At 69.4% G+C, this 25,450-nt stretch carries 28 protein-coding genes; all 28 read left to right on the forward strand.

Annotated features, from left to right (window positions below; all coding sequences use genetic code 11):
* Positions 1-10: 10 nt before the first annotated feature.
* The 28 genes from ACH4S7_RS03045 to ACH4S7_RS03180 all read left to right on the forward strand — a co-directional run bounded on the left by ACH4S7_RS03045 (position 11) and on the right by ACH4S7_RS03180 (position 24,963).
* Entirely contained in the window at positions 11-247 is a 237-nt protein-coding gene (locus tag ACH4S7_RS03045; RefSeq protein WP_398519293.1) for a hypothetical protein, read from the forward strand.
* A 72-nt stretch (positions 248-319) separates the two neighbouring features.
* Positions 320-904, forward strand: a complete 585-nt coding sequence (locus tag ACH4S7_RS03050; protein ID WP_398519294.1) for a hypothetical protein — start codon at positions 320-322, stop codon at positions 902-904.
* An 11-nt stretch (positions 905-915) separates the two neighbouring features.
* Complete coding sequence (locus ACH4S7_RS03055; protein WP_398519295.1) at positions 916-1,128, forward strand: hypothetical protein; 213 nt, start codon at positions 916-918, stop codon at positions 1,126-1,128.
* 60 nt (positions 1,129-1,188) lie between these two features.
* Positions 1,189-3,129, forward strand: coding sequence for a 2'-5' RNA ligase family protein (locus tag ACH4S7_RS03060; RefSeq protein WP_398519296.1), 1,941 nt, complete (start codon positions 1,189-1,191; stop codon positions 3,127-3,129).
* Positions 3,130-3,347: 218 nt separating this feature from the next.
* Positions 3,348-4,649, forward strand: coding sequence for a phage major capsid protein (locus tag ACH4S7_RS03065; protein ID WP_398519297.1), 1,302 nt, complete (start codon positions 3,348-3,350; stop codon positions 4,647-4,649).
* Between the two features lie 96 nt (positions 4,650-4,745).
* On the forward strand, positions 4,746-5,012 hold the full coding sequence (locus ACH4S7_RS03070; RefSeq protein ID WP_398519298.1) for a hypothetical protein: 267 nt from the start codon (positions 4,746-4,748) through the stop codon (positions 5,010-5,012).
* Positions 5,009-6,256, forward strand: a complete 1,248-nt coding sequence (locus ACH4S7_RS03075) for a hypothetical protein (RefSeq protein ID WP_398519299.1) — start codon at positions 5,009-5,011, stop codon at positions 6,254-6,256. Before ACH4S7_RS03070 ends, ACH4S7_RS03075 begins: the two co-directional genes overlap by 4 nt.
* A 68-nt stretch (positions 6,257-6,324) precedes the next feature.
* Positions 6,325-6,801: an IPT/TIG domain-containing protein gene (locus ACH4S7_RS03080; protein ID WP_398519300.1), complete on the forward strand. Its 477-nt coding sequence runs from the start codon at positions 6,325-6,327 to the stop codon at positions 6,799-6,801.
* A 132-nt stretch (positions 6,802-6,933) separates the two neighbouring features.
* Complete coding sequence (locus ACH4S7_RS03085) at positions 6,934-7,395, forward strand: hypothetical protein (RefSeq protein WP_398519301.1); 462 nt, start codon at positions 6,934-6,936, stop codon at positions 7,393-7,395.
* Between the two features lie 13 nt (positions 7,396-7,408).
* Complete coding sequence (locus ACH4S7_RS03090; RefSeq protein ID WP_398519302.1) at positions 7,409-8,278, forward strand: hypothetical protein; 870 nt, start codon at positions 7,409-7,411, stop codon at positions 8,276-8,278.
* Positions 8,279-8,300: 22 nt separating this feature from the next.
* Positions 8,301-8,936, forward strand: coding sequence for a poly-gamma-glutamate hydrolase family protein (locus tag ACH4S7_RS03095; RefSeq protein ID WP_398519303.1), 636 nt, complete (start codon positions 8,301-8,303; stop codon positions 8,934-8,936).
* Positions 8,937-8,938: 2 nt separating this feature from the next.
* Positions 8,939-9,271, forward strand: coding sequence for a hypothetical protein (locus ACH4S7_RS03100; protein WP_398519304.1), 333 nt, complete (start codon positions 8,939-8,941; stop codon positions 9,269-9,271).
* Positions 9,272-9,802 carry a phage minor head protein gene (locus ACH4S7_RS03105; protein WP_398519305.1) on the forward strand — a complete coding sequence of 177 codons (531 nt, stop codon included), beginning with the start codon at positions 9,272-9,274 and terminating at the stop codon, positions 9,800-9,802.
* Positions 9,803-9,932: 130 nt separating this feature from the next.
* Positions 9,933-10,154 (forward strand): hypothetical protein, encoded by a 222-nt coding sequence (locus ACH4S7_RS03110; RefSeq protein WP_398519306.1) that lies wholly within the window; start codon positions 9,933-9,935, stop codon positions 10,152-10,154.
* 5 nt (positions 10,155-10,159) lie between these two features.
* Positions 10,160-10,582: a hypothetical protein gene (locus ACH4S7_RS03115; RefSeq protein WP_398519307.1), complete on the forward strand. Its 423-nt coding sequence runs from the start codon at positions 10,160-10,162 to the stop codon at positions 10,580-10,582.
* 8 nt (positions 10,583-10,590) lie between these two features.
* Positions 10,591-11,058 (forward strand): XF1762 family protein, encoded by a 468-nt coding sequence (locus ACH4S7_RS03120; RefSeq protein ID WP_398519308.1) that lies wholly within the window; start codon positions 10,591-10,593, stop codon positions 11,056-11,058.
* Positions 11,059-11,144: 86 nt separating this feature from the next.
* A complete protein-coding gene (locus ACH4S7_RS03125; protein WP_398519309.1) occupies positions 11,145-11,747 on the forward strand; it encodes a hypothetical protein in 603 nt (200 codons plus the stop codon).
* 102 nt (positions 11,748-11,849) lie between these two features.
* A complete protein-coding gene (locus ACH4S7_RS03130; protein WP_398519310.1) occupies positions 11,850-12,368 on the forward strand; it encodes a hypothetical protein in 519 nt (172 codons plus the stop codon).
* An 89-nt stretch (positions 12,369-12,457) separates the two neighbouring features.
* Positions 12,458-12,658, forward strand: a complete 201-nt coding sequence (locus ACH4S7_RS03135) for a hypothetical protein (RefSeq protein ID WP_398519311.1) — start codon at positions 12,458-12,460, stop codon at positions 12,656-12,658.
* Entirely contained in the window at positions 12,651-16,691 is a 4,041-nt protein-coding gene (locus ACH4S7_RS03140; protein ID WP_398519312.1) for a hypothetical protein, read from the forward strand. The genes ACH4S7_RS03135 and ACH4S7_RS03140 overlap by 8 nt, the downstream gene beginning before the upstream one ends.
* Positions 16,678-17,619: a hypothetical protein gene (locus ACH4S7_RS03145; RefSeq protein ID WP_398519313.1), complete on the forward strand. Its 942-nt coding sequence runs from the start codon at positions 16,678-16,680 to the stop codon at positions 17,617-17,619. The genes ACH4S7_RS03140 and ACH4S7_RS03145 overlap by 14 nt, the downstream gene beginning before the upstream one ends.
* 121 nt (positions 17,620-17,740) lie before the next feature.
* Positions 17,741-18,727: a hypothetical protein gene (locus ACH4S7_RS03150; protein ID WP_398519314.1), complete on the forward strand. Its 987-nt coding sequence runs from the start codon at positions 17,741-17,743 to the stop codon at positions 18,725-18,727.
* Positions 18,728-19,933, forward strand: a complete 1,206-nt coding sequence (locus tag ACH4S7_RS03155; protein WP_398519315.1) for a hypothetical protein — start codon at positions 18,728-18,730, stop codon at positions 19,931-19,933. It begins immediately after the preceding gene.
* A 74-nt stretch (positions 19,934-20,007) separates the two neighbouring features.
* Positions 20,008-22,557, forward strand: a complete 2,550-nt coding sequence (locus ACH4S7_RS03160) for a hypothetical protein (protein ID WP_398519316.1) — start codon at positions 20,008-20,010, stop codon at positions 22,555-22,557.
* Between the two features lie 10 nt (positions 22,558-22,567).
* On the forward strand, positions 22,568-22,954 hold the full coding sequence (locus tag ACH4S7_RS03165; protein WP_398519317.1) for a hypothetical protein: 387 nt from the start codon (positions 22,568-22,570) through the stop codon (positions 22,952-22,954).
* 100 nt (positions 22,955-23,054) lie between these two features.
* Positions 23,055-23,465 carry a hypothetical protein gene (locus tag ACH4S7_RS03170; RefSeq protein ID WP_398519318.1) on the forward strand — a complete coding sequence of 137 codons (411 nt, stop codon included), beginning with the start codon at positions 23,055-23,057 and terminating at the stop codon, positions 23,463-23,465.
* 52 nt (positions 23,466-23,517) lie between these two features.
* Complete coding sequence (locus ACH4S7_RS03175; RefSeq protein WP_398519319.1) at positions 23,518-23,841, forward strand: hypothetical protein; 324 nt, start codon at positions 23,518-23,520, stop codon at positions 23,839-23,841.
* Positions 23,842-24,126: 285 nt separating this feature from the next.
* Entirely contained in the window at positions 24,127-24,963 is an 837-nt protein-coding gene (locus tag ACH4S7_RS03180; protein WP_398519320.1) for a hypothetical protein, read from the forward strand.
* The last annotated feature ends 487 nt before the right edge of the window (positions 24,964-25,450 follow it).

Genomic DNA, 25,450 nt, shown 5'->3' on the forward strand with positions numbered 1-25,450 from the left:
GGAGATGAGAATGCCCCAGACCGTCACCGGCCGGTTCGAAGACGGCTCCGCCTACCAGGTGCAGGTCACCGGAGCCGCGGACCGGCCGGTGGTCGGCTCCGCCCGTGCTGCCGCGCTCGTGGCGCTCCACACGGGCGAGCGGGTCGCGCTGACACCGACCGGCCCGATGCGCACGGTGGACGGGGCCGACCCGCAGTCCGTGCTGGCGGTCATGCACCGTTACACCCGAGTCCTCGACAGCCGCTGAACTGCACGGAAAGGAAGGCGGCCCCGGGCCCAGGGCAGGACACTAACCGCACTTCGTTCACACCCTGCGGCGATGACCACATACGGATTCGCCATCAAGGCCCTCCCTCAGCGCGGAAAGCCGTTCGGGGACGACGACGAAGACCAGGAACAGGACGCCCCGGCTGAAGGGGCCGAACCCGGCGCACACTCGGGCGGGACGGACCTCAGCGAGGAGCCCGCCGCAGCCGCCCCCACGTCGGAGGATCTGACCTCCGAAGAGGCTCCTGACGAGGACGCCGCGCACCCCGGCGACAACGCCGAGGTCCCCGACGACGGGGCCGGCGCCCCCGGCCCCGGACCCGACGACGACTCCCGCCCCTGGTCCGGGGACCCCTACGACGAAGGTGATGAGACCGACCCGTCCGCCGCGTTCGCTGCCTACCGGGGAGCAGACGGCGAAGAAGCGTGGCTGGATCAAGCTTCGGACGGCACACTGACCGGGTGGGTCCGCGATGTAACCGGACAGGTCTGGCAGTACACCGACCCCGACGTGTGGGCCATCGACGTCGACGACGCTCAGATGACCCGCACCCACAGTCAGGCCGGCGGCGACGATGGTGCCGCGTCCGGCGAACACGGCGGCCAGGACGCCCTGTTCCCGCCCCAGCAGAGTTAGGAGCGACAACGGTGGAGCTGAACCGCCAGACCTATCTGGCGCTGCTCAAAGAGGGCAAGGCCGCATTCCAGGAGGGCGACCCATCTGACGCCTGTCCCTACGACCAGTACAGCGCCGACCAGGCACAGCAGTTCGGCGCCCGTTACTGGACCAAGGGATACCTGGCCGCCCGGACGGCTGCGGAGGCCGGGAACCCCCAGGCTGAGGCCAGCACAGGACAGTAGCCAGGCAGGCACGGCACGGTCCCCGGCGGCCAACTGTCCACACGCCGGAGGTCCCTCGCCGTGCCGCCCGCCCCCACAACCCACGCACCTGCACCCCGTAAGGGCACATGCCGGGCAATCTTCGCTGTCACTGGTGTCGTCGATGACGTCGCGGACCTCATCATCCCGGGTGCCTTCGCCCACACCCTGGCGACCAGACCCGTAAAGACGGTCTGGCACCACGAGTGGCGGGAGCCCATCGGCGTCGTCCTGGACATCGCCGAGTGGAAACCCGGCGATCCTCGACTCAGCGAGATCCCGAACTGGCCTGCGGAGGCCGGAGCGCTCGTCGCGACCATCGCGTTCAACCTCCGCACGACCAAGGGCCGAGACGTCTACGAGCAGGTCCGCCAGTGGCACGCCCACGGTGAGGCCCAGTTCTCCATCGGCTACCGCGTACCGCCGAGCGGCGCGACGAAGCGCGGCGACGGTGTCCGCGTGATCACCAAGCTCGACCTCTTCGAGGTCTCCCCGGTCCTGCACGGTGCACACCCCATGACGCGGGCGCTCGAAGTCAAGGCCGATCCCGACTCCACCGGGCTGGAGCACAAGGCCACCGCGTCCAGCGGCCACATCAACATCAAGGCCGCCGAACAGCAGTCCGGCCGGGGGGCGATGGTCGCGCTCTACCTCCCTGCCGCCGTTGCCGAGCAGATCGCCCACAGCGACGGCACGGACTCACGCGACCTGCACATCACCCTGGCCTACCTCGGCGACGCCGACCAGCTCCCCGGTCACCCCGACGACCTCACGAGAGCGGTCTCAGCGGCGCTCGACGGCGTCGAACCGCTCACCGGGCAGATCGGCGGCATCGGCCGGTTCCCCGACGGCGGCGACGGCGAGCCGGTGTTCGTCCCCGTCGATGTGCCCGGTCTGATCGAGCTGCGCGCCCGAATCATCAATGTCCTCGCGCTCTCGCCTCTCGCTGATGCTGTGCGCACCAACCACGGGTTCACCCCGCACATCACCCTGGGCTACGGCCTGCCTGCCGACACTCCTGCCGTGCCGCCTTTGCCCGTCGCCTTCGACACCGTGCACGTCGTGTCCGGCCCCGACTCCATCCCCGTCCGCCTCACCGGAACTGCCGCCGACCCGGCCGCCGACGGGCTCGCCCAATTGGGCAAGTTCGATCATGGAACGCGGTCCGGTATCGAGGCGAAGTCCGCCCGCGCCGCCGTCCTCGAAGCGAAGGCCGCGCGCGGCCGACACCGCCGTGCTTCCGCGCCCGAGAGCAAGAGCGCCCACGTCGCCGTCCTCGAAGCCAAGTCCCGCATCCCTGGAGTCACTGTGTCGCCGATCCAGCCCCTGCCCGCTTCGTACGAGCAGATCCGAGACCGCGTCGGCTCCGCCGTCCGGCGACTCCTCGCCACCGAGGACGACACCTGGGTGTGCGTCGAGGCGACCTACCCCGACCGTGCCATCGTCGCCGTCCACCAGGACGGCGCCGACCCCGTCACCTACGCCGTCCCGTACGACACCAGCGGCCCCGAGATGTCCCTCGGCACCCCGCAGCCCGTCGAGCTGACCACCGTGGTCATCCCCGAGCAAGGCGGTCCGGTACGAGTCGCCGACATCGACGAGGCGACGGACAGCCGAGTCGTCCTGCCGGCCGTGAGCGCCCTCACCGACACCACGGCCCGTGTCCACGCCGCAGACGGCCCCCAGCTCGAACCCCTGCGCGCGCCCGTCGCGGAACTCATCGCCGCCCTCTCCCGCAAGGGCCTTGACGTCCACCCTGTCGAAGAGGACGACGAGGAGCCCACGGCCACGACTCCGATGGCCGGCAGCGGCATCGACCTGTGGGACGACGACCCGTACGACGAGCCTCACGACTCCGGACCTGCCCCTGACAACTTCCCGGACAGCCCAGAAGACACCGACGACGAGGACGAGGAGGACGGGGACACCGTCCGTCTGGACGCCGACGAGGTGAAGGCCCAGCTCGCCGCGATCCAGGGGTAGGCGACAGCGATTCAGCCGCAGAGCCGGACGTCGCCGGTCCGCGCGGCCCCATCCGCCGAATACAACAAAACAGCAGGTCAGAGGCCATGTGCTCTTTCAGCGCGCGACGTTAAGCACCGCCGCTCTCTCCAATGCCCGCGTTGTCGGGTCGTCCCGGTGCTGGCCGGGCGGGCGACGCGCGTCAACTGCACCCAGCACCATGGAGAGAGCACCCCGCAATGGCCGAGAACAAGGCTCTGATCAGCAGCCTGAAGGTCCAGCTCGCCGAGAAGTCCGCCGAAGCAGAGCGAATCTCGCAGACCTTCCGGGTGGAGGACAACGGCGGCTTCGTCGTGTCCACCGAGCAGGCCGCCGCATTCAAGAAGGTGTCCGCAGATGCGATGGAGCTTAAGCAGCTCATCGCCGACGCCGAGGGCATGACCCAGGTAAAGCAGTACCTCGCCGAGCCTGACTCGGTTTCCGCTGCGGGACACCACTACGGGCAGCGGCAGCAGAACCCGATGGAAGGCAAGTCTCTCGGTGACCTGTTCGTCGAGAGTGACGCCTACAAGTCCGCCTCCCAGGCCGGATTCCGTGACCGTCCGTACGTCCGCGCGGAAATGGAGGGCAAGTCCATCCACAGCCTGTCCGCGGGCACTGTCACGCACCAGACCCTCGGTTCCGCGCAGAACGTCGGCATCGCCGAGCGCGAGTACCGCAAGTTCCGCATTCGCGACCTGTTCCCGAAGTCGTCGACCAAGCACTCCGTTCTCTACGGAGCGCGCGAGACTGGCTGGACGAACAATGCGAAGCAGGTGAAGGAACGTTACGCCGCCGACGGCACAAGCCCGGCGACCGGCGCAGAGTCCGACACCTGGGGGCGCGCGCCCCGTTCCAAGCTGTCCCTCGTGCCCGTCATGTATCCGGTCAGCGAGATTGCCCATCTACTCGATGCCCACAAGAACATATTGAGCGACGAGCCCCGGCTCAAGACCTTCATCAACTCGCGCATGGTCGAGGGCGTGAAGTACCAGGAGGACTGGGATCTCCTGCATTCTGTCGGCGACGGACAGTCGCTTACCGGAATCTTCAACACCCCGGGCGTGCAGTCGTACAGGGGCGTGAACACCGACCAGTTCAGTGTTCAGATCCGGCGTTCGATCACCCGCGCTCTGCTCGCAGAGTACGACCCGACCGGCATCGTCCTTTCGCCGTCCATGTGGGAACACGTCGAAGTCGAAGAGGACAAGACGGGCGCATTCCGTGTGGCGCTCCAAATCGCTGTCGGCGCGACCAAGCGCGTCTGGCGACTGGACGTCGTCGAGACCACGGCAATGTCCGATGAAAACTTCCTCGTCGGCTCGTTCGGACTCGGTGCCCAGCTTCACGACAGGCAGTCGGTTTCCGTGACGGTCTCCTCGGAGAATGCCGACAACTTCGAAAAGGGCTTGATCACCTTCCGTGCGGACGAGCGGGTCGCCCTTGAGGTCCCCCGGCCCGAGTCCTTCGTGATCGGCACCTGGACCCAGCCCACCGGCTGACTCTGACGAGGGGGAGCCGCCGCCCACCGTCCCGGTCCCGAGCGACGGCTCCCCTCTCCCACTTCTTCTGCACAACCTGACACGGAGGAACGCCCGGTGACCGAGAAGCAACTCGTCGCAGACCTCGACGCACTGACCGAAGTGGAGCCCGCACGCAAGGGACCGCCATGCACCGTCGGTGCCGTCCTGACCCGCGTCGACGAGGACACTGCGGCAGCACTGCACCGCATCCTCGACACCCCAACGGTCACTGCCACCGCCATCGCCGAAGTTCTCAGCCGTCACGGCCGCACCGTCACCTCCTACACCGTGGCGCGCCACCGCCGCCGGGGCAACGCCAACGGATGCCGGTGCCCACGATGAGCCTCACGAACGACCTGGAGTCCCTGCTCCGGCCTGTGCCCGCCGCGCAGGCGCAGCCCAGCGAGGTCCTGAACTCTCCCGCACCAGCCCCGCGCGGGTGGGAAGCCGGAGTGCGCTACGAGGCGGGGGGCACGATGGTGGTCACCGCCCCCGCCGCCACACAGCCGCCGGCCAGTGAAGACGACTGGCGTCTGCGCGTCGAAGACCTCGGACTCGTCATACCGGACGGCTGGAAGGTCCGCCTGGTCGAAGCCCGGCACGACCCGGCCGCGTGGCATCGCGACTCCCAGGGCGAAGACGCGGTCACCCGACCCGTCTGGCGCTGCCGCTACCTCGTGGAACCCGCGTCCCCGGCGTGGCTCTCCGCAGGCGACGTCGACGCCCTGGTCCGCGACGCCATGCGCCGCCGCCGAAAGGCCCGACCCGTCGTCGAGTCCGCGGACCGAGCCCTGATCGTGGTGTACGCCGACGCTCAGGCCGGCAAGGTTGGGCGCGGCGGCGGCACACCGGAACTGGTCGCGCGCGTCGCGGATCGCATGGACCGGCTCGACGACCACATCCGCGACTTGAAAGCCATCGGCGAAGGCCCCTCGGCCGCCTACTGGTTGGACGCCGGGGACTGCGTGGAGAACTACGAGAACACCGGTCAGCAGGCGCACACCAACGACCTGAGCATGACCGAGATGATCCGTGTGCACAGGCGGATCACCTTCGAGGGCCTGGACCGCCTCGCCGCACGCTTCGGCCGTGTCGTCGCGGCGACGTGCGGGTCCAACCACGGCCGGGTCCGCCGAGGGCGCGAAGCCGTGGGGCCGCCCAACGACGACTGGGGCGTGGAGGTCCTGGCCCAGATCGCCGACGCATACGCCCGGAACACCGACGCGTACGGACACGTCAGCTTCGTGATGCCGGAGAAGTGGCGCGAGACAGTGAGTCTGGACGTCGCCGGCACCACAGTGGGCCTCGCACACGGCCACCAGTACGCCCGCCCGGAGAAGGCCGGGGACTGGTGGCGTGGGCAGAGCTTCGGCCGCCAGCCCATCGCAGACGCCTCGATCTTGATCACCGGGCATTTCCACCACTTCCGTGCGCAGCAGCTCGGAAACGGGCGCTTGCACATCCAGGCCCCCACACTCGACGGCGGCTCGGACTGGTACACGGCACGCAGCGGCGAGGTCTCATCCGCCGGACTCCTCGTGCTCAGCGTCGGCCCGCACGGCTGGGATCACCTACGGCTGCTCTGAGCAGGACCCAAGCATCCAGCGGCGCACACCCTTCCTCCCTCAGTCCACTGCATCGGAGGAAGAACACCATGGGCCTGTATCGCGAGAACGGCACCCGCATCACGAAGGCGGCGTTCCCTGCTGTCCCGCTCGATGATCCACCGGTCCGGGTCACGGAGGACATCTACGTCTCCGAGCCCTACGGGAAGGGCGACGGAAGGCCCGAGGGCTCCAAGCTCTTTATGCTCTACCCGGCCGGGACGGTCCTCCTTCGTTCCGTCGTCGACCGGCTGTTCACCGAGGCAGCAGTCACCGGCATCAGCCCCGCCGCGGGCCCGGCCGTCGGCGGCACCGTGGTCACCATCACGGGCTCCCACCTCGACGGCGTCTCGGCGGTGACCTTCGGCAACGCCCCGGGCACCGAACTGCGCGTCCGCTCAGCCGCCGAGCTGAGCGTGAAGACGCCGCCCGGCGGCCCCGGCACCGTTGCCGTCGAGCTGACCCACGACAGCGGCAGCGTGTCCAAGGCCGACGCCTTCACCTACGACTCCCCCGCAGGGGGCTGACCCGCACTCCGGCCGGAGCCCGCGGAGCCGGGCCCCGGCCGAGTCAGCACTCCGCTACCGCACCCCGCGACACAAGCCGAACCCCTCGTACAGAGTGCGGCGATCGGACCGACACCGCATGAGGAGCCACCCATGGCCGCCACCACCCGCACCCGTAAGACCGCCGCGAAGGCGGCCACCGAGGAATCGCCGGCCGCAACCGCCCCGGCCCCCGCCGACTTCGCGGCCACGGCGCCGGAGTCCGCGCCGCTGGAGCCGCCGCACGCCGACGCGGCTCCCGAGGCCCCGGTGCAGAGCCCGTACGTCACACCGACCGAGGTCATCCCGGACGCGGAGAACCTGGCCGACATCATTCTCGACGACGCCACCGGCAAGCCGCCCGCTGACATCGACGCGGTGTTCGTGCCGCTCACCGAGTACGGCTCGACTCTCCAGTGCACGGTCCGTCTCGTGGAGCGAACCTTCCTCGGCCCGCACCGCAACCCGATCACCCGGCTCCTCCAGCCCCAGGGCGCGACGCTGTCCGAGAGCATCGCCGCTCGTATCCGCGAACGGCTCGTCGCGCAGGCAGCGCGCACCGGCCGCACCCAGTAGAAGGAGACAGAGGGTGTCGGTCTACGACCACACGCCGATGTGGGCCGGGGCGCGCTACGACCCGGCCCAGGCCGGCGGTGAGGTGACGCGTCTCGACCTGTACGCCACGGCTGAACGTGACGGACCCGTGGTCGCATCGGCTTCACCAGCCGTCCGCCTCCGCACGGGGGTGTACCGATTCGTCCTCCCCACGGTCGCTCCGGGCCGCTACTGGGGCGCGGTCACCTTCACCCCTCACTCGGGAGGGCAGAGCGTCACGGACACGTCGGTGCGTCTGGACCTCCCCACCGGCCAGGGTCTGGTCGCGTCGCCCGAAGCCGTCGGCGATGCCCTCGGCATTCCGCTCCCGCTCGACTCCGCCCAGCGCAGTACCTACGAGACGGAGATCCGCAACGCTCAGGCCGACGTCGCCGCCTATCTCGGACGGACCTTGGTCCCCACCGCGACGACGTTGCGCGGCATCACGCCGTCGTGGACAGATCGCCTCGACGACGCCGACGCCTGGCACCTGACCGTCGACGACTTCGCCGAGGTGATCTCCTACCGAGCCAACGCCGACGGGACATACGACGTGGACCTCCTCGTCGGCCTCAACGGTGCGGGCGAGGAGTCAGTGGTCAGGTACGTCGTCGCGCACGCTGCCGAATGCGTCCGACAGCGATCCGAACCCGGCACAGGGGCAACGACGGGGCCGGGGCGGCGTGTCTCCTCGGTGAGTGCGGAGGGGCAGTCCGTCTCGTACGAGTCCGCGCCCGCTGCGGGGCAGGCGGGCGCCCCGCCGACCATGGCGAGCCTCAACAAGCTGCGCCGTCTCGTGTTCCAGCCCCTGTCCCGTCCGCCGCGCGCGCCTTGGCCGTACTCGTCCAGCAGAACCCGGCGCTGACCAGAAGGAAGGAGCGGGACCCATGGGCGACCTTTACCAGTCGTACGCGGAGCTGGCGAGCGGCCAGATCGAGGGCATCCACTACCAGCGGGCCTGGCGGACGAGCGCGTTCTCCACCCTGTTGCACCTGGCGATTCACGGAGGCGGTATCGAGCAGGGAACCAGCGAGCTTGCTGACGCCGCCGCGGGCGATGTCCACGACTTCTACCAGCTCGACGGTTTCAGGGAGGCCGGGGCGAACGCGGACCTGCACATCACGTCGACTCGATTCGACGAGCCGCAGGGCCTGGCTATGGCGAAGGCCGCCACCCACATCGTGTCCTGGCACGGCGCAGCCGGCACCTACGCGATGACCTACCTGGGCGGTCTCGACTACAACTTGCGCGACCAGATCGGCGAGGCCCTGGCCAGCGCCGGCTTCACGGTCAGCGTGGCCGCCGAAGAACTCAACGGGAACGATCCGGCGAATATCACCAACCGAGGCATTCGCGGCATGGGCGTACAGCTCGAACTCACCACCGCTCAACGTGCGCAGTTCTTCCAGAACGGTGACATGAGCCGCGCGAACCGGAAGAACACCACCCCCGTCTTCACCACATACATCGGCGCAGTCACCGCAGGTATCCGGCAGGCCCTGGTCACACCGGGGAAGGGCTGACCGTGGCGGTCGTGCTGGCCAACCGGATGCTGACGCTGTACGCCCACACCCACCCGTGGGCCCGGGACGCGAACGGTGTGCCAGTGGCACCCGATCCGAACCAGCGGCCTGAGCCACGCGGCACCTGGCCCGGCTCCGCGCTGGAGCAGCCGGACGGTTCATGGTCCCTGCGCCTGGACCCGGCTGCCCGGCCCGCCGAGCCCGGCGACATCGTCGGCGACGAAACGGGCATGACCTGGACTCTCACCACGGCCCGCCTCCATCAGGTGCCGGGCTGCCCGGCCGTCGACTACGTCCAGGCCACCGCCACCCGTAACCCGCCGGAGGTGCCCTGAATGGCGAGGTTCACCCCGAACCCAGCGCTGGAAACGCAGCTCGCGCGCATGGTCGCCCCGCACATACGGCGCGTCGCCCACCAGGTGGAGATCGAGGCCAGGCGACTCGCGCCGCCCACCAAAAGGTGGGTCACGATGGCCGACGACAAGGTCCGCCCCACCCACAGGCAGGCGCACGGGCAGGTCGTACCGGGCAACCTGCGATTCGCGATCAACAGCATGGAGTGGGACCGCCGGCACCGCGGCGTCGGCCCGAGCACATACATGCTCCAGCCCCGCGACCGGTCGTCGAGAGCCACCGCGAACCTGAAGAACTGCCGTTGCGTCACCGCCATCGATCCCGACGGCCTCGCCCGGAACATCACCACCGGCCAGCCGGTCATCTCCGGAAGGACGGTCACCGTGACCGTCACCGCCCGCGGCCCGATGGTCGTCGAAGCCGAAGTGGGAACGGTCTATCCCGGCAACCTCATCGCCGCTGGTGCCCACTTCATGGCCCGCGCCGCGACGATCGTGGCCGCTCGCCGCTGACCTCGCCCGTTCCCGACCTGATCCTCGACAAGATGCCGCCGGGATGTTGACCGGCCGGAGCTGCGGCCGTCCTCGTCACCGCGTCGGGGAGCGCGCGACACAAACATCCCGGGCCGCCACAGTGCGCGCCATGACTGCCAAGAACGCCACCACCAAGACCGCCACGACCGACCCGTCGGCCGACGAGGTCCCGACCGTTGTCCCCGCGCGCCCGGCGCCGCCGATGGAGACGATCACTCTGGCCAACCACCTCAATATCGGAGGTCGCGCCTTCCTGCCCGGCGCCAAGGTCCGTGTGTCGCCCGACTACGCCCGCCGTCTGCGGCTGTCGGGCTACGTCGCCCGCTCCTGACGGCCGTGACGAACCCGCTCGCCGACGCCGACCCCGTGTCCGTGCTGCTCGCCTGGCTCCAGAAGCATCCGCGCGTGACGGAGGCCCTGGGCGGCACCGGCCGCGTGTCCGGGATCTCCGAGGCCCCGTGGCCGCACCTGCGGGTCTCCCACGGGCCCGGAGGGGACATGCGCACCCTGACGTGGGCCATGGAGCCGGAAGTGACACTGGAGGCGTACGGCGATCCCGGGGGCTGGCCCGGACAGGCCGAGTTGCGGAAGATCGTCCTCGACTGCGCGGGCGCTGCGACGGAGCTGCCCGGCGCTCCTCACCTGCCGGGGCAGCCCGTCGTCAGTGGCGTCCGCCCCTCCGGAACACTGCTGTGGTCCCCGCTCGTCGACGGCCAGCCCCGCTGGCTCCTCGGCCTGCTGGTCACTCTGCACCCATAGGCGGACCAGTGAACTTCGACGAAAGGGTGCGCCTGCACCTGACGCCCGTGAAGCAGAAGCAGGCCAAGGAGTTCGTCTCCCAGTGGCACCGGCACCACAAGCCGCCGCTCGGCGCCGTCTTCAGCGTCGGCGCCGCCGACCAGCACGGTGTTCTGCGTGCCGTCGCGATGGTGGGCCGCCCCGTCGCCCGCCACCTGGACGACGGGGAGACCCTGGAGGTCACCCGAACCGCAACAGACGGTGTTCGCAATGCGAACAGCGCGCTCTACGGAGCCTGTTGGCGCGCGACTCAGGCGCTCGGGTACGCGAGGCTGATCACCTACACGCAGGCCGGCGAGTCCGGGGCCAGCCTGCGCGGGGCCGGCTGGCGCATAATCGCGCGCCGCCCCGCCCGAGGCGGCTGGCACTGCGCGTCCCGGCCGCGTACTCCGACGGGAACGGAGCACGTCGCACGGACTCTGTGGGAAGCGCCGTAGCCCCCTGCCGGGCAGCACGCGACGTTAACCCCCTTCTCTCCCGAAGGTTCCGGGGCCTATCACTAGCCCCCAAGGAGAGACCTGTCATGGCAGGCGAGACCGCCAACAACAACGAAATCCTCATCCCGGCAATCACCCGGGTGTGGCTGGCCGTGGTCGGGACCGCCGCGCCGGCTGACGCCACCGTCACAATGCCCTCGGGCTGGCGACCCGTGGGCTACACCACCGAGGATTCGCTCAAATTCAACAACGAGCCGTCCTTCGAGCAGGTCCGCAGCGCCCAGAGCAGCTACCCGACCCGGACCTTCCAGACGCAGGACGCATCGACGGTCGAAGTGGACCTCCAGCAGTGGTCCGGACCGAACTTCAAGGCCGTGTACGGCGGTGGGCAGATCGACGAAGTCACCGCCCAGAACGCCAAGAAGCACTACCGGTTCACTCCGCCGCGGATCGGCAGCCGCACGGAGATCGCCGCCTGCATTGAGGTGATCGACGGCGGCAAGCACTACCGCTACATGGTGCCGCGTTCCATGCAGATGGAGGGCGTCAGCAAGGAACTCGCGAAGACGAAGGAGTCCGTGCTGCCGCTCAGGCTCGCGGTCCAGGGTGGTGACGACGCCGACCCTTGGTACGTCATCACCGATGACCCGTCCTTCGCCCCGGGCCCCACTCCGCCTGCTGGGGCCTGACCTCTCCGCGGCAGCGCGCGACACAAGCCTTGCCGGCTTGTCAGTGTCCGCGCGCTGCCGCACTCCGCGATCCAGCCCGCGCACACGAGAGGTCCGCCCTTCATGTCCTTCGTCATCGATCTCGACGCTGCCGAACGCCGAGAGGTCCAGCACCCTCACGGCATACCGGTGCTCTACCGCGATGAGCAGTTCATCTACCCGGCCGAGCTTCCGGCCAAGGCACTCGACCCGCTGCTCAGCACCGAACTTGACCTCGTCGGCCTGCTGCGGGACGTCGTCGACGCCAGCGAGAACCCGACCGCGTCCGTCGTCATCGACCTGGTCTTCAAACGGCCGCACCTGCCGCGCGCGTTCGTCGATGCGATCTACGAGGTGCACCGCATCCTCCTGGGCGAAGAGGAGTACAGCCGGTTCGAGGACCTGGCTCCCTCCCTCCCGGCGTACGTGCGTCTCACCATGGGCCTGATCAAGGTCTACGGCGTCGACCTGGGAAAATCCTTCGGGCTGGCCGGCTCCTCCGAGAACGATGGGCAGACGTCGAGTCCGACCTCAGCCGATACCACGGACTCGACGCCCGAGGGATCTGGCGCCGGCCAGGAGACCCCGGCTTCCTCGGACTGAGGCGTCTGATCGTCCTGGTCGACGGCCTCCCCGAAGACTCCCGAATCCAGTCCGCCCAGATCAAGGGGTGGACCAAGGAAACGGAGCTTTTGGCGCAACTGATCGAAGAGGTCAGCATCCTTGCCGCCGACCGGCGACGTGACGAGCCGACGTCCGTCCCTCGCCCGTACGACTCCGCCGAGGCCGCCGCCGAGCGGCCCGGCGCGCAGCCGCAGCCCGCCCCCCGTCTCACGGGGCACCGGCAGATGCTCGCGGCAGCGATGCAGAGAGGAATGGTCCGCAGTGGCTGAGGGCCTTCAGGCCGGCCGCCTCGACGTGCCGGTCGTCGCCGACCTCGGCGGTTTCGCGCGCGAGCTGCGCACCAAGATCGAGTCTGCCGCCGAGGGCCTGGCCGCCCGGGTCAAGGTCAAGGTCGACGACAAGAACCTGCGCAAGAAGCTCGAAGCCGCCGTCAAGGAGGCGTCGAAGGGTGTCACCGCCCGGGTCACGATCACGGTCGACGACCAGCGGCTCCGCGCCGGGCTGGACGGCATCGCGCAGCGTATCGCCCAGGCGGGCGTCCGCGTGCCGGTCCAGGCCGACGGTGACACCGACAGCCAGGGCCGCAGCGGCGGCCTGGTCGCGGGCGTCCGTAGTCTGATCGGCGGCGCGCAGAGCGAGGCCGACCGCACCCCGGTCACCGTGCCGGTGCAAATGCGTCTGCCGCGCGGCCGGGGGGCGATGCGTCTCCTCGGCATCGGCTCCCTGCTCTCCCTCGCGCAGCCCGCTGTCGCCGCGCTCACCCAGTACGGCGCCGCGGTGACCGCGCTCGCCTCGGCCGCAGCACCCGCCGTCGGCGTACTCGGCGCGGTGCCCGGACTGATCGCTGCGGCCGGCACCGCGGCGATCGGCACGCGGGTGGCGTTCGCCGGGTTCGGCGAGGGCCTGAAGCAGACTCTCAAGGCCCAGCAGCAGGCCGCCTCCGGCGCGAAACAGACCGCGGCGCAGCAGGCGGCGTTGAAGCAGTCCCTCGAAGGGCTGTCCGTGTCCGCCCGCAAGAGCGTCACGGTCGTCGGCTCCCTGAGCGGTGCGTGGCGCACCATGCGCCAGTCCGTGCAGGAACGTTTCTTCTCACAGGTCGCGGACGAGATCAAGCCCGTGTCGGAGGCGGTTCTCCCTCTGCTGTCGGACTCGCTCGGCGACACCTCGGACCAGATGGGGTCCCTGGCCGCCCGGGGCGCGCGGTTCATGCAGACGGGCCCGTTCCGACGGGACTTCAAGTCGATCGCGTCGACGAACAGCACGGCGATCGGCCACATGACCGATGGGCTCGCGAACCTCGGTGTCGGGACCGTCGACTTCCTGGTGGCCTCCGGCCCTTTCGTCGAACGGGTCAGCGGCGGCGCTAAAAGGTTCACCCAGTGGGCACGGGCCTCCGTCCAGGCCGGGCGTGAAACCGGTTCTCTGGCGCGGTTCCTCGACCACGCCGGAGACAAGGCGGCCCAGCTCGGACGCTCCTCCTGGGATCTGGTCAAGGGCCTCGGGGGCGTCGGAAGGGCGGCCCAGGACTCCGGGAACGCCCTCCTCGACGGCGTCGAGGGAACGATGGCCAAGTTCCAGCAGTGGGCAAACTCGGCCAAGGGCCAGACGTCGATGAAGCAGTTCTTCTCAGACGCTGCGCCCACCTTCCACGAGCTGAACCTGCTCGTAGCGGACTTCTTCCGGGGGCTGGGCCGGGCTGCGAAGAACAACGGCGTCACAGACCTGATCCGGCAGATCAGGACCGAGCTGATGCCCGCGCTCGGGACCTTCTTCAATTCGATCGGTCAGTCGATCGGGCCCGCGCTGATCAGCCTCGTCTCCAACCTCGCCACCGCGATCGGAAACCTGGCCGCCGCAGGGAGCGGCCTCGGGGTCCTTCTGATGGCCTTTTCCGGCCTGCTCAACATCTTCAACGGGGTCATGAGCGTCGTACCCGGCGCGAACACGGCCCTGGCCATTTTCCTCGGAACGCTGCTGGCCCTCAAGGTCGTCACGGGCGTGACGTCGATGCTGCGGAACTTCGGCGGCTCGATCGCGGCGGCGGGCACCTCCGTAGGTGCCCTGGGCGGAACCATGCGCGGCACCCTGGGGCCCGGCGTCATGGGACCCCAGATCACCATGTGGCAGCGCATGGGGGGTGCGTACCGGGGAGCTGCCGCCGACGGCAACCGGCTCAGCGGAGCCATGCGCGGGGTCGGTGCCGCGAACCGCGCCGCGTCCACGGCCATGGGCGGCATGGTATCCGCGCTCGGCGGCCCCCTCGGGCTCGCCATCATCGGCGTCACCATCGGACTCGGTCTCCTCGCATCCAGACAGGAGTCCGCCGCCCGCGCGACCAAGGCGCACAACGACCGCGTCAACTCCCTCGCCCAGGCGCTCGCGCAGTCCGGCGGAGTCATCGACGCGAACGTGCGCGCCCAGGCCGCTCAGCTCCTCCAGGACACGGACCTCGCCAACGGCAAGGGAAAGCTGGTCGACATGATGCGCAAGGCCGACGTCGGCCTGGGGGAGCTGACGAACGCATACCTCGGCCAGGGCAAAACGCTCGCCGGCCTGGAAGCGGAACTCCAGGCCACGGCCGACGCCCATGAGAAGTGGTACGCGTCATCGGCCGGCGCCGTGCAGTCCTGGGACGACCAGGGCCTCGCCGCGCTTCGCGCGAAGAAGGCCCTGGGGACCGTGCGCGGCGAGCTGGAAGCGGGCCAGAAGAAGCAGAAGGAGCTGAACGCGGCGGTCAACGGCGCCTCCGGCACCGGAACGTCCGCCTACGACCGGCTCCAGGCCGCCGTGCAGGGCTACTCCGACAAGACCAAGGGCGCCGACGAGCGCACCGACAGCCTCCGCCGCGCGCTCGACGCCCTCAACGGCAACGCACAGTCCTTCCACGACGCATCCGCGCAGCTCAACGGCGTCATGCTCCAGATCGACGAGACGATGAAGGGCGCCACCGACCGCGCGGACGGCTGGGGCCGGTCCCTGGTCAACAGCGACGGTCTGGTCAACACCGCTTCCCGCAACGGTCAGACCCTCAACAGCCAGCTCGGCGAGCTGCGCGACTCCATGCTCGCCGTCGCCACCAGCGCCCAGCAGTCGGCGGAGCAGGGCGTGATGCCCATGTCCGACGCGATGGACAAGGGACAGGCCGCGATGGAGCGGGCCCGCGCGAAAGCCATCCAGCTCGCCGTGGACATGGGCATTCCGAAGACGCAGGCGCGCGCCCTCGCGGATCAGATGGGATTCATACCGGACACCGTCACCACCCTGATGACCACCAAGGGCATCCCGGAGTCGACAGCGCAGATCCTGGGGCTCCGCGGCACGCTGGAGTCCCTGAAGCCGGGCAAGTCGATCACCGTCAAGGCCCCGACAGGCGAGGCCCGCAAGCAGCTTGAACTCCTCGGCTTCAAGGTGACGTCTTTGCCCGGCGGCAAGAACGTCAGGGTGACCGCCCCGACCAAGGGAGCCCGGGTCGACATCAGCGCCCTGGCCACTGATATCGCGAACGCGCCGAACCGGAAAAATGTGACGGTCAACGCGATCATCAAGAAGGCGGCCGGGGACCTCACCGCCATCCGCGACAAGGTCGTGGATCTGCCTCCGGGCAAGAAGCTGAAGATGGAGGCGCCGACCGCGACGGCGCAGCAGATGGTCAAGGACCTGGGGTTCAAAGTCAAGGAACTCAAGGGCAAACGAGTCGAGATCACCGCGCCCACCGGGTCGGCAAGCAGCAACGTCTCGGCGATCCAGGGCAAGATCAACTCGCTCACAGGCAAGACCGTGCACGTGACGATCAAATACTCCACGGTGGGCAAGCCGTACGTCTCCGAGAACGCCGACGGCGGCATCAAGCGCTTCGCCGATGGAGGCATCCAGCGGGCCGGGAACCGCATCAAGGCGTTCGCGGCCGGCTCCGAGCGGCACATCGCGCAGATCGCCCGGCCCGGGGAATGGCGGCTGTGGGCGGAGCCGGAGACCGGAGGTGAGGCTTATGTACCACTAAGTCCCTCTAAGCGAACGCGGTCGAAGGCGATCGTCGAGCAGGTCGTCAGCGAGTTCGGAGGCGTCGTCGCATGGGCGAACGGCGCACTGCGCCAGTACGCGGACGGCGCCGTGGCCATCAACCGCGGCACCCGTGCGGCTGCGCCGCGCGCCTCCTCCCCGCAGCCGGTCAGCCCCTCCCTCGTCGGCGGAGACCTCCACCTGACCATGACCGGCGCACCCATGAGTCCGGGTGAAGCCCTGGGAGGGGCCATGTTCGAGCTACGCCGCATCCGTCGGGGAGGCTCGCATGTCTCTGTCTGAGGGCGAATGGAACCTCTCCTACAGCTCCAGCGGTATCCACCCCGGGGCGGACTTCACCTTCGGGTCCTTCCGGAGCGGGTTCTACCTCCTCGACCCGTTCGAGATCGCCTACGGCGACCCGGACGTGGGCGATACACCGAACCCCCGGCGGGACGGCGTACGGCTCGGCCAGGACTTCCGCACCACGGCCACCATCACCTTCGAGGTGGCCGTGGACACCGTCGATACCGCCCACACCCAGCGGGGCCGGCACGGGGCGAACCTCGGCGCCGTCTCTCAGATGGCGCAGGCATGGGACGGGGAAGCGGTGCGGCGGCGTTTCGGAACTGCCGCCGTGCTCCGCACGGTTCAGGGCGGACGGGTCCGCCGCTTCTACGGCCGTCCGCGGAAGTTCGCGCCAGCCGCGTCCAGGCTGACCCGTCAGGGGCACACGCCGGTCATCGCGAGTTTCCTCTCCCTGGACGGCGTCGCCTACGACGACACCGAGCGCACCGTCCGGGTGACCATGAACCCGGCCCCGCGCCGGGGATTGGCCGGCCCGCTGACCACTCCGCTGCGGATGACGGGATCGGGCTCCAGCAAGGTTCCGGGTGAAGCGGTCATTGGCGGGACCAAGCCGACGTGGCCCGTGATCACCTTCTACGGCCCGGTCGCCCAGCCGGTGTGCGAAGTCGTCGGCAAGTGGAAGGCGTCACTGGACCTGACGCTGGCGAAGGGCGAGCGCGTCACGATCGACACGCGGCCGTGGGCGCTGACCGTCCTGCGCAACGGGTCCGCCTCGGTCGCCGGGAAGCTGTCCCGGTCATCGCCGCGCCTTCCCGACATGCGGCTGCCGCCCGGCCGTCAGGACTTCGTCCTCCGGGGCTCCGACGCCACGGGCCTGTCGTCGATGACCGTCGCCTGGCGAGATGCCTACGCCTACCTATGAGGCGGGTGCTCGCGCGGCCGGCGAGCCGCGCGGCCCCGCGGCGCCGGCGAGCCCGCGACGCTAGGGCCTCCCACAGGAGACGGTCACCTCCCCGACCACCGAGCAGCAGAGGAAAGTCACCATGCCGTGGGACAGCGTGCCCTGGTTTACCGAAGGCGGCGCGGAGCACTCCAGCGAAGTCGCCAGACTCCTCGCCTACGCGGCGTTCGCCGGGGCCGAAGGCATCATTGGCGGTAGCGACCTCCAGGTGAGGGCGCTCTCCAGCCCAGCGGCCGGAGTGCAGATCACCACCGGTGCCTGCGCCATCCTCAACCGGGCGTCCGGCGGAAAGTACCAGGCGTACGCGGCCCGGCTCCCGTCCGCCGACCAGATCAACATCGCGGCCACCGGCTCCTCCGCCCGGTCGGACCTGATCGTCGCGCGGATCGAGAATCCGTACTCCTACGGCGAGACGTGGCCGCACCCCAACGACCCGGCCAACGGGCCGTACGTCTTCACCCGGGCCATCAGCGGGGTCCCGAGGACCACCACCCGCGTGAAGCAGGTCCGCGCCGCCGACAGCGCCATCGCCCTAGCACGGATCGACATCCCCGCCCACACGAGCAGCATCACCCAGGGGATGATCAAGGACCTGCGGGAGATGGCCAGCCCCCGCCGTCGCCGGGTTGTCCGCGCGCTGCGCGGTGTATGGACGTCCCCGGACGAAGTCGGCAACACCAAGTATCCGGCGTGGGAGGAGTTCCCCAACGGCGCACGGTGGGACATCGAGGTTCCGGAGTGGGCCACCTCCGCCACGATCATGGCGACCTGGGCGGGCCTGGACCAACGCAACGCCAGGGACTCGTACGGTCGGCTGCGGGTCAAACTCGGGTCCGTCGCAACGTCGGAGACCCGCTTCCACTGCGACTTCACCGGATCGCACCAGCGGTTCACGTTCGTCGGCGGCGGCACCGTCTCCATCCCCTCCTCGATGCGCGGCAACGTGTACGACGCCGTCCTCGAAGGCTGCGGCGAGTCCGGATACACCGGTGTCCTGGAGGCCGACGGCGGCGCGGCCGTGTTCCTCGACGTGGAGTTCGTCGAGGACCCCACAGAGGACGCGATCTGAATGCCCGAGGGCTGGCGGTTCATCGCCCAGCGCGCGGTCGGGGGCGAGATCATCGACTGGGACGTGCCCTTCACCCTGTCCTCCAACCCTCGCAGAGACCTGTCCGGGCCCGGCTCGATGAACGGCAGCATCGAGCCTGAATACGCCCGGATGATCGGCGCGGACGGCGAGCCGATCCTCCAGGAGTGGGGCACGACGCTGTACGCGGAGGTCGACGGGCGCATTCGGTGGGGCGGCATCGTCACCCGCACCACTTTCGACGAGGCCAAGTACACCGTCGACTGTGACGGGTTCAGCGCCTACCCCCACGGCATCCCGTACGAGAGCCACCTGCTCTCCGGCAGGCTCATCACCCCCAAAGACCCCTACGCGGGCCGGGACAAAAACCACGACGGCTACATCGACGGCAGCAAGCCGAAGAAGAAGGTCCCCAAGCCCCCGAAGCCGTACGGCGGACCGCGCGTGGATGTCTACGACGCCTTCCGCAACATCTGGCACCACGTCCAGAGCAGGCCGAACGGAGACCTCGGCATGAAGATCGACAGCCACGACCTCGGCGAGAAGCTGGGAGCGTCCGACGGTACAGACCCGTGGGAGCTGGCTTGGTGGAACAACCCCGACTGCGGTCAAAGCCTGGACTCCCTGGCCAAGGACATTCCCTTTGACTGGATCGAGACCCACGCCTGGGCTGACGGAACGAGCAACAAGATCGAGCACCGTATCCGGCTCGGCCGGCCCCGGCTCGGCCGTAAGCGCGATGACTTGCGTTTCGCGGAAGGAGAGAACGTCGTCGCCCTGGCCAAACCCGAGGGACTGGGCAGCGAGTACGCCAACGAGGTGTTCGTCCTCGGCAAGGGCGAGGGCCGCAAGATGAAGCGGGCCCAGATGCACAGGCTCCGCACCGGCCGGCTCCGCCGAGTCGTCACCGTGGTGGACAAGACCCTGTCCTCCGACGCGGCGCTACGCAGTCGAGGAAGCCGCGAGTTGGCAGGCCACAGCCAGGAGTTGCAGATCCCCGCGCTCCAGATCCGCAACCATCCCAACGCCCGCTTCGGTACTTGGTCGGTCGGCGACGACATCCTCGTCCAGGTCCACGTGCCGTGGGTCGGTGACGTCGCGATCTGGCACCGCATCGTCAGCGACGAGCTGAGCCCCGACGATTTCTGCATCCTCACGCTGAAGCGCACGGACTCCTTCGTCTACTGAGAACGACGTCCACCCGCTCCCCATCGACGACAGGGCGCGACACAAGCCGGGCCCGGAACTCAGCATCCGCGGTCATGGCGAACTTCCTGGACACGCAGTCCGACGCGCAGCGCTTCGCGGCGCTGCTCGCTGACTACGACCGGCGGCTCCAGGCCCTGGAGCGAAGCACCCAGGCCGGATACACCGCGATCGAGGGGGGCGGGTCCCTCGACATCTACGACGAGGACGGGACCCACAAGGGCTCCGTCGGCGTCCAGCCGGACGGCGGCGTGGCCCTGGTCCCGGTCAACAGCACACCCCCGCCGACGCCCGCCCTGCCCTCTGTCGAAAGTGTCCTCGCCGGACTGGTGATCGGCTGGGACGGGACCTTCGCCGACTCCTACAGCACACCCACGGACTTCTCCCTCATACAGGTCCACCTCGGGCCTACCGAGGACTTCACGCCCGACGTGACCACCCTGGTCGCCACGATCACCGCTGTCCTCGGTGGCACCACGACCGTGGCGGTCGAGGGCTACGCGGCCGTGTGGGTGCGCCTCGTCGCGATCAACACCGAGGCGATCACCGGCCCCGCGTCGGTCGCCGTGCAGGGCGCCCCCCGGCAGGCCGTACCGAAGGACCTGATCGACGGGATCATCAACGAGACCAAGCTAGCCGAGGCCGCGGTCACCGAGGGGAAGTTGGCACTCGGGGCCGTCGGCACCCCCGCGCTCGGCGACGACGCGGTCACCACGCAGAAGATCCTCGCCGGTTCCATCACGACGGACAAGCTCGTCGCCCTGGCCGTGACCGCCGAGAAGATCGCGGCCCTCGCGATCACGGCGGACAAGATCGGGGCCCTGTCCGTGACCGCGGACAAACTGGCCGCGAACGCGGTGACAGCGAGTGCGATCGTGGCGGGCAGCATCGACGCGACCCACGTCAAAGCGGGATCGCTTTCCGCCGACCGCCTGGCCCTCGGTGCGGACGGCAACATCGTCGCGGACCCGTCCTTCGAGGGCCCCATATCCGACCAGCGAGTCACGACCAGCCCGTACTGGTCCATCGCTGCCCCCGGCAACGGCACCGCCCGTGCGCTTCAGGTCACCGCCGCCAACGGCACCGCCGTCACCCGCTCCATGACGCTGGCAGTACTGCCCGCGGTGCCCGGTCAGAAGGTGTGGCTGTCCGTCGACTACCTGGCCTCCACCGACTGGAACGGCGCGCGCATCAGCCTGTACGCGCAGTGGCTCGACCCGGCCGGCGCGATCCTCGGATACAGCACCATCACGACCGGCGAAAAAACGGTCAAGGGCGCCTGGACGACAATGAGCGGCGCCCCGGCCGACGCCGCCCCCACCGGCACCGTGCAACTCCGCGTCGCCTGCTCCACCGTCGAGTCGTCCACGGGAACCGTGACGTACGACAACGCCTCCTGCCGCATCGTCATGGCCTCCGGTGTCGCCGGGGCCCGAGCCGAACTGTCTCCCCAGGGGCTGCTCCTTTACGACGACGCCGGAGACGAGGCCGTCGCGCTGGTGACGGGCCGCCCGAACTACCTCACCCTGGCGACCGACGGCGTTCCCGTCGCCACCATCGACCAGGACGGTGGCGCCGGTTTCCAGCGCCTCGCCGTTGCCGACGGGTTCACCGTCGGCGGCACCGACTGGACGGAGTACCTGGCGCAGTTCCCCCGCGGTATCCAGGCCATCGACTACCAGGTCTCCACCCGCACCGCGTCCGGCACCGAGATGGGTTTCGTCGAGCTGGCCACCGAGATCGATGCCACCCGCATGTACCGGTTCGTGTTCGCGGCGCGGGCCAACCCCTCGGTGGTGGGCGGCGAGCTTCAGTTGCGCCTGCGCGACGGAGGCGCGGGCGCTCCCACCATCACCTCGACGCAGCGGTACACGTCTGTGCACCACATGGCCATGGGCAACAGCTTCACAGCCCGGCTCGAACACACCTGTTCGGGAAGGACGCTCGGTGCCGGGAACCACCGGTTCCTGATCTCCTTCACCAACGCGCTCGCCCCCTCCGGGCAGACCTGCACCCTGTACGGCGCCGGCGACAACCCCGGCTACTTCTACATCGAGGACATCGGACCGTACCTGCCCGAGACCGGCGGATACAACGACGGGGGCGGCACGACCGCCCCGCCCACCCAGCGGTTCACCAAGACATACGCCGCCTCATGGTCCGGCTCGTATGCCCGACGAGGCTCGTACAACAGCTACTACGGGTCCAAATGCGTCCAGGGCTACTACAGCTCGACGAACGGGGTGCAGAGCAGCCTCATCGGCTTTCCCTCGGCACTGGGCACCGACCTGTCCGGTGCCACGATCGAGCGGGCGGAGGTCTACCTGTACTACGAGCACTGGTTCACGAACAGCGGCGGCAAGGCCGTGATCAAGGCCCACTCCCACACCTCCCGTCCCGGTTCGTTCTCCAGCGACAGCGAGTCGAAGACGGTCTCCTGGGCCCGCAACGAGGGCAAATGGGTCGATATCAGCTCGATCTTCGACAGCACCAAGTGGCGCGGGATCGCCCTGGACCCCAACAGCACCAGCTCGACGTACTACGGGATCGCCCGAGGCGTCGGCCAGACCAACCCGCCGACGCTCCGCGTCACCTACACGCGGTGAGGAGCCACCCATGACCGTACTGCCCCTGTCCCTGGCCGCGATGTGCGACCTGGCCTGCGAGCCGTCTTTACTCCCACGCCTGCGCATGGCCATCGCGGTCATCGCTCAAGAGGTCTTCCGCGAAGATCCGGCGACTCCCGGCTACCCCCTGCGCTGGAACCTCGCGCGCACCGCACTGAGCCCCAGCACCGAACAGGCTGCGCAGATGGCGCCGAGCCTGCTCGTCACGCCGGCGCTCCTTGCCGCCGCGTCGAGCGCCGCCAGCCCCGCGCCCCCAGCCATGGCCGCCGCGATCACCGACGAACAGATCCTCGACGCCATCAGACAGGGGTGGAACATCCTTGCCGGCGTCAGCCCGTCCGCCGCTTCCAGCCAGCAGCCGCAGAACGGGACGTAAGCGATCTCCGTCGTGCACCGTTCACGACCGCGGGGAGCCGCGGGCCTCGGCCCCGGCTCCCGCGCACCTTTGCCATGACCGACCGACCGAGGGAGCGCCAGTGAATTGGCTTGTCTCGCTGGCCCCTGTACTGACACCCCTCTTCGGAATGATCGGGGCTCTCGGGGGCGCGGGGCTGGTGTACCGGCAGACCAGGAAGAAGAACGACGGCGATTCTCGCGTGGGCGCCATTCAAGCCGTGATCGATGGGTTCACCAGCCTCCTGGAGCAGCAGCGCTCGGCCGCGACCCAGACCCAGGAGCGGATGGCGTCCCTCGAAGCCAAGTACAGCGATCTGGAGCGGCGGGTCGAACACCTCCAGGAGGAGCAGCGGCAGTGGCGCCGCTGGAAGGCCGCCGCGATCGACTACATCCACGAGCTGCGGGACCTGATCCACGACGTGCTGCACCGTCCGCCGCCCGATCCGCCCGAGGAGATCGCTGCCGACGTCGAGCAGCGCGAGTCCCCGTGACCGTCACTCCGCTCAACCCTCATCACCGTTTTCCGCCACGAAGGGCAAAATCATGTCGTCAACAATCGATTCCATCACCACCGGCGTCCAGGTCGGAGCCCTCCTCCCTCTGCTCACCGCGATCGTGCAGCGACCGGCCTGGTCGGTGAAGACGAAGAAGATCGTCGCCTCTGTCATCGCCCTGGTGGCGGGTCTCGTCACCGTCGCCGGCGCCGGAGGGTGGGACCGGTTCCAGTACGGCACCGCCACCTTCGCAACGCTCGCCGCAGTCCTGGCCGCCTCACAGGCGACGTACGACCTGCTCTGGAAGCCCAGCAAGATCGCGCCCATGATCGAGTCGGCCACCAGCCCCAGGGCTGAGGCACCGGCCGGGTAGCGCCGCGGGCGGAAAGCCCGCCGGGCTGCCGACGGGTATCATCCGCACTTAGGTGGCCGTTTCGCCGCCGAACCCACTGCGTTTGAGGGTTGCTGCTGGTTCCGGGAGTTTGGGCTATCCCTTTCCTCCTGGGTCTGGCCAGCAGATCACAGCCCAAGCAACTGCGCGCGTGTAGAGCGTCCAGGGCCGGAGAGCGGCTGCTCCTGCGATGACCCGGCACACGGGGTGGGTTCGGTTGCGAAGCGGCCATCGCCACGATGTACACGAGCGGGAGGAGCCGCAGGGATGGTCGCGCAGCCACCTGCCGAAGTGATCACGGCCGAGGTCAAGCGCCTGAAGGAGATGTCGCACCAGGCGTTCTTCGAGGCGTGGACCACGTACGTGCAGGGCAGAACCGGCCAGCGGAGCGCCCCCCCGCCAGCAGTTCAGGCGGCGGCCTTCCGCTCCCCGGACCTGGCCAGCCGTACGCTCGCCGCAGCCGACCGTGCCGCCCGCGAGTTCAAGACAGTGGTCGAGCGCGGGGACGGCGAGCCCAAACGCGATTATCAGGCCCGCATCAGCGTCTTTCGCCAGCAGCTCCAGGATGCCCGGCAGCCCATCATCGCCGCCGTGGAAGACCTCGCCGCCGACGAGATCGAGTTCCTGGCACAGCTCGACGACGCAGCGTTCGCCACGGAGTGGTCGATGTTCATCCAGCAGGTCGCCGGCAGCTCACGCTCCGGCCGCGACTACGTCCAGGGCCTGGCGTTCCGCTCAATCGAAGTGGCCCCCCGCACGCGCGCCCTGTCCGACCGCATGATGCGGACGCCGCACGAGTTCCTGCCCCAGGTCGAGAACGAGTCCGGCAACAAGCACCAGGCCCGGGTCGATCAGTTCCGCTCCCGGCTGGAAGCCGAGCTGCGCCTTCTCCAATACGCGCTGAACTACTCAGTAGCGCGCTGGGGGCGGCTGCCCAGCGCGCCGAATTTCCGGCTCCAGGCCATGCAGCTCCTCGCCGAGAGGTTCCCGGAGGAGTTCTCCAAGTTGCGCAGCGCGGTGCGCAACGACGCGGCGAAGGCGCGTGCCGAGGTGCGTGAGCAGCGGCGCGCCGAGCGCCGCCGCCAAGCGCGCCCGACGGCCTGACAATCGCATCCTCTTCCAGGGCGCGCCCAAGCGGGCGCGCCCTTTCCCATGCCGGAGCACCACAGCGCCACCGGCGCGTTCTCGTCGAGACCGGCCAGCCGCGCGCGGCCACGGAGCGCGGCCGGCTCATCGGCCGCGCCCGGCTCCGGCGCGCCGGGTGAACCTCCAGGTCAGCCGGTTGCGCGCGCCTTCCCACGCGCTCGGAGCGCGCGGCGCGCCCCCGGGACGGCGCGCCCAAAAGTGGCGGCGCGCCACGGGGGAGCTGCGGAGGCCGTTCGGATGCGCCGACCGGTGGCGCGCGCCCGGGAACGTGCGCCCGTGTTTGCATGGAGCGCGCCCGGCCCGCTCCGCACTGATGCCCGGCCGGCGCGCCACCCGTCGTATGTGGCGCTTCGAGCTGGTGGCGCGCGCCGAAGAGCGGCAGGGAAGCGCGCCCGCGCGGGGTCGAGTGGCGCGGGCGCGCTTCGTCGGGCGGCGTAGCGCCATG

Origin of the sequence: Streptomyces sp. NPDC020965, from assembly GCF_044333555.1 — a bacterium.
GTDB lineage: Bacteria > Actinomycetota > Actinomycetes > Streptomycetales > Streptomycetaceae > Streptomyces.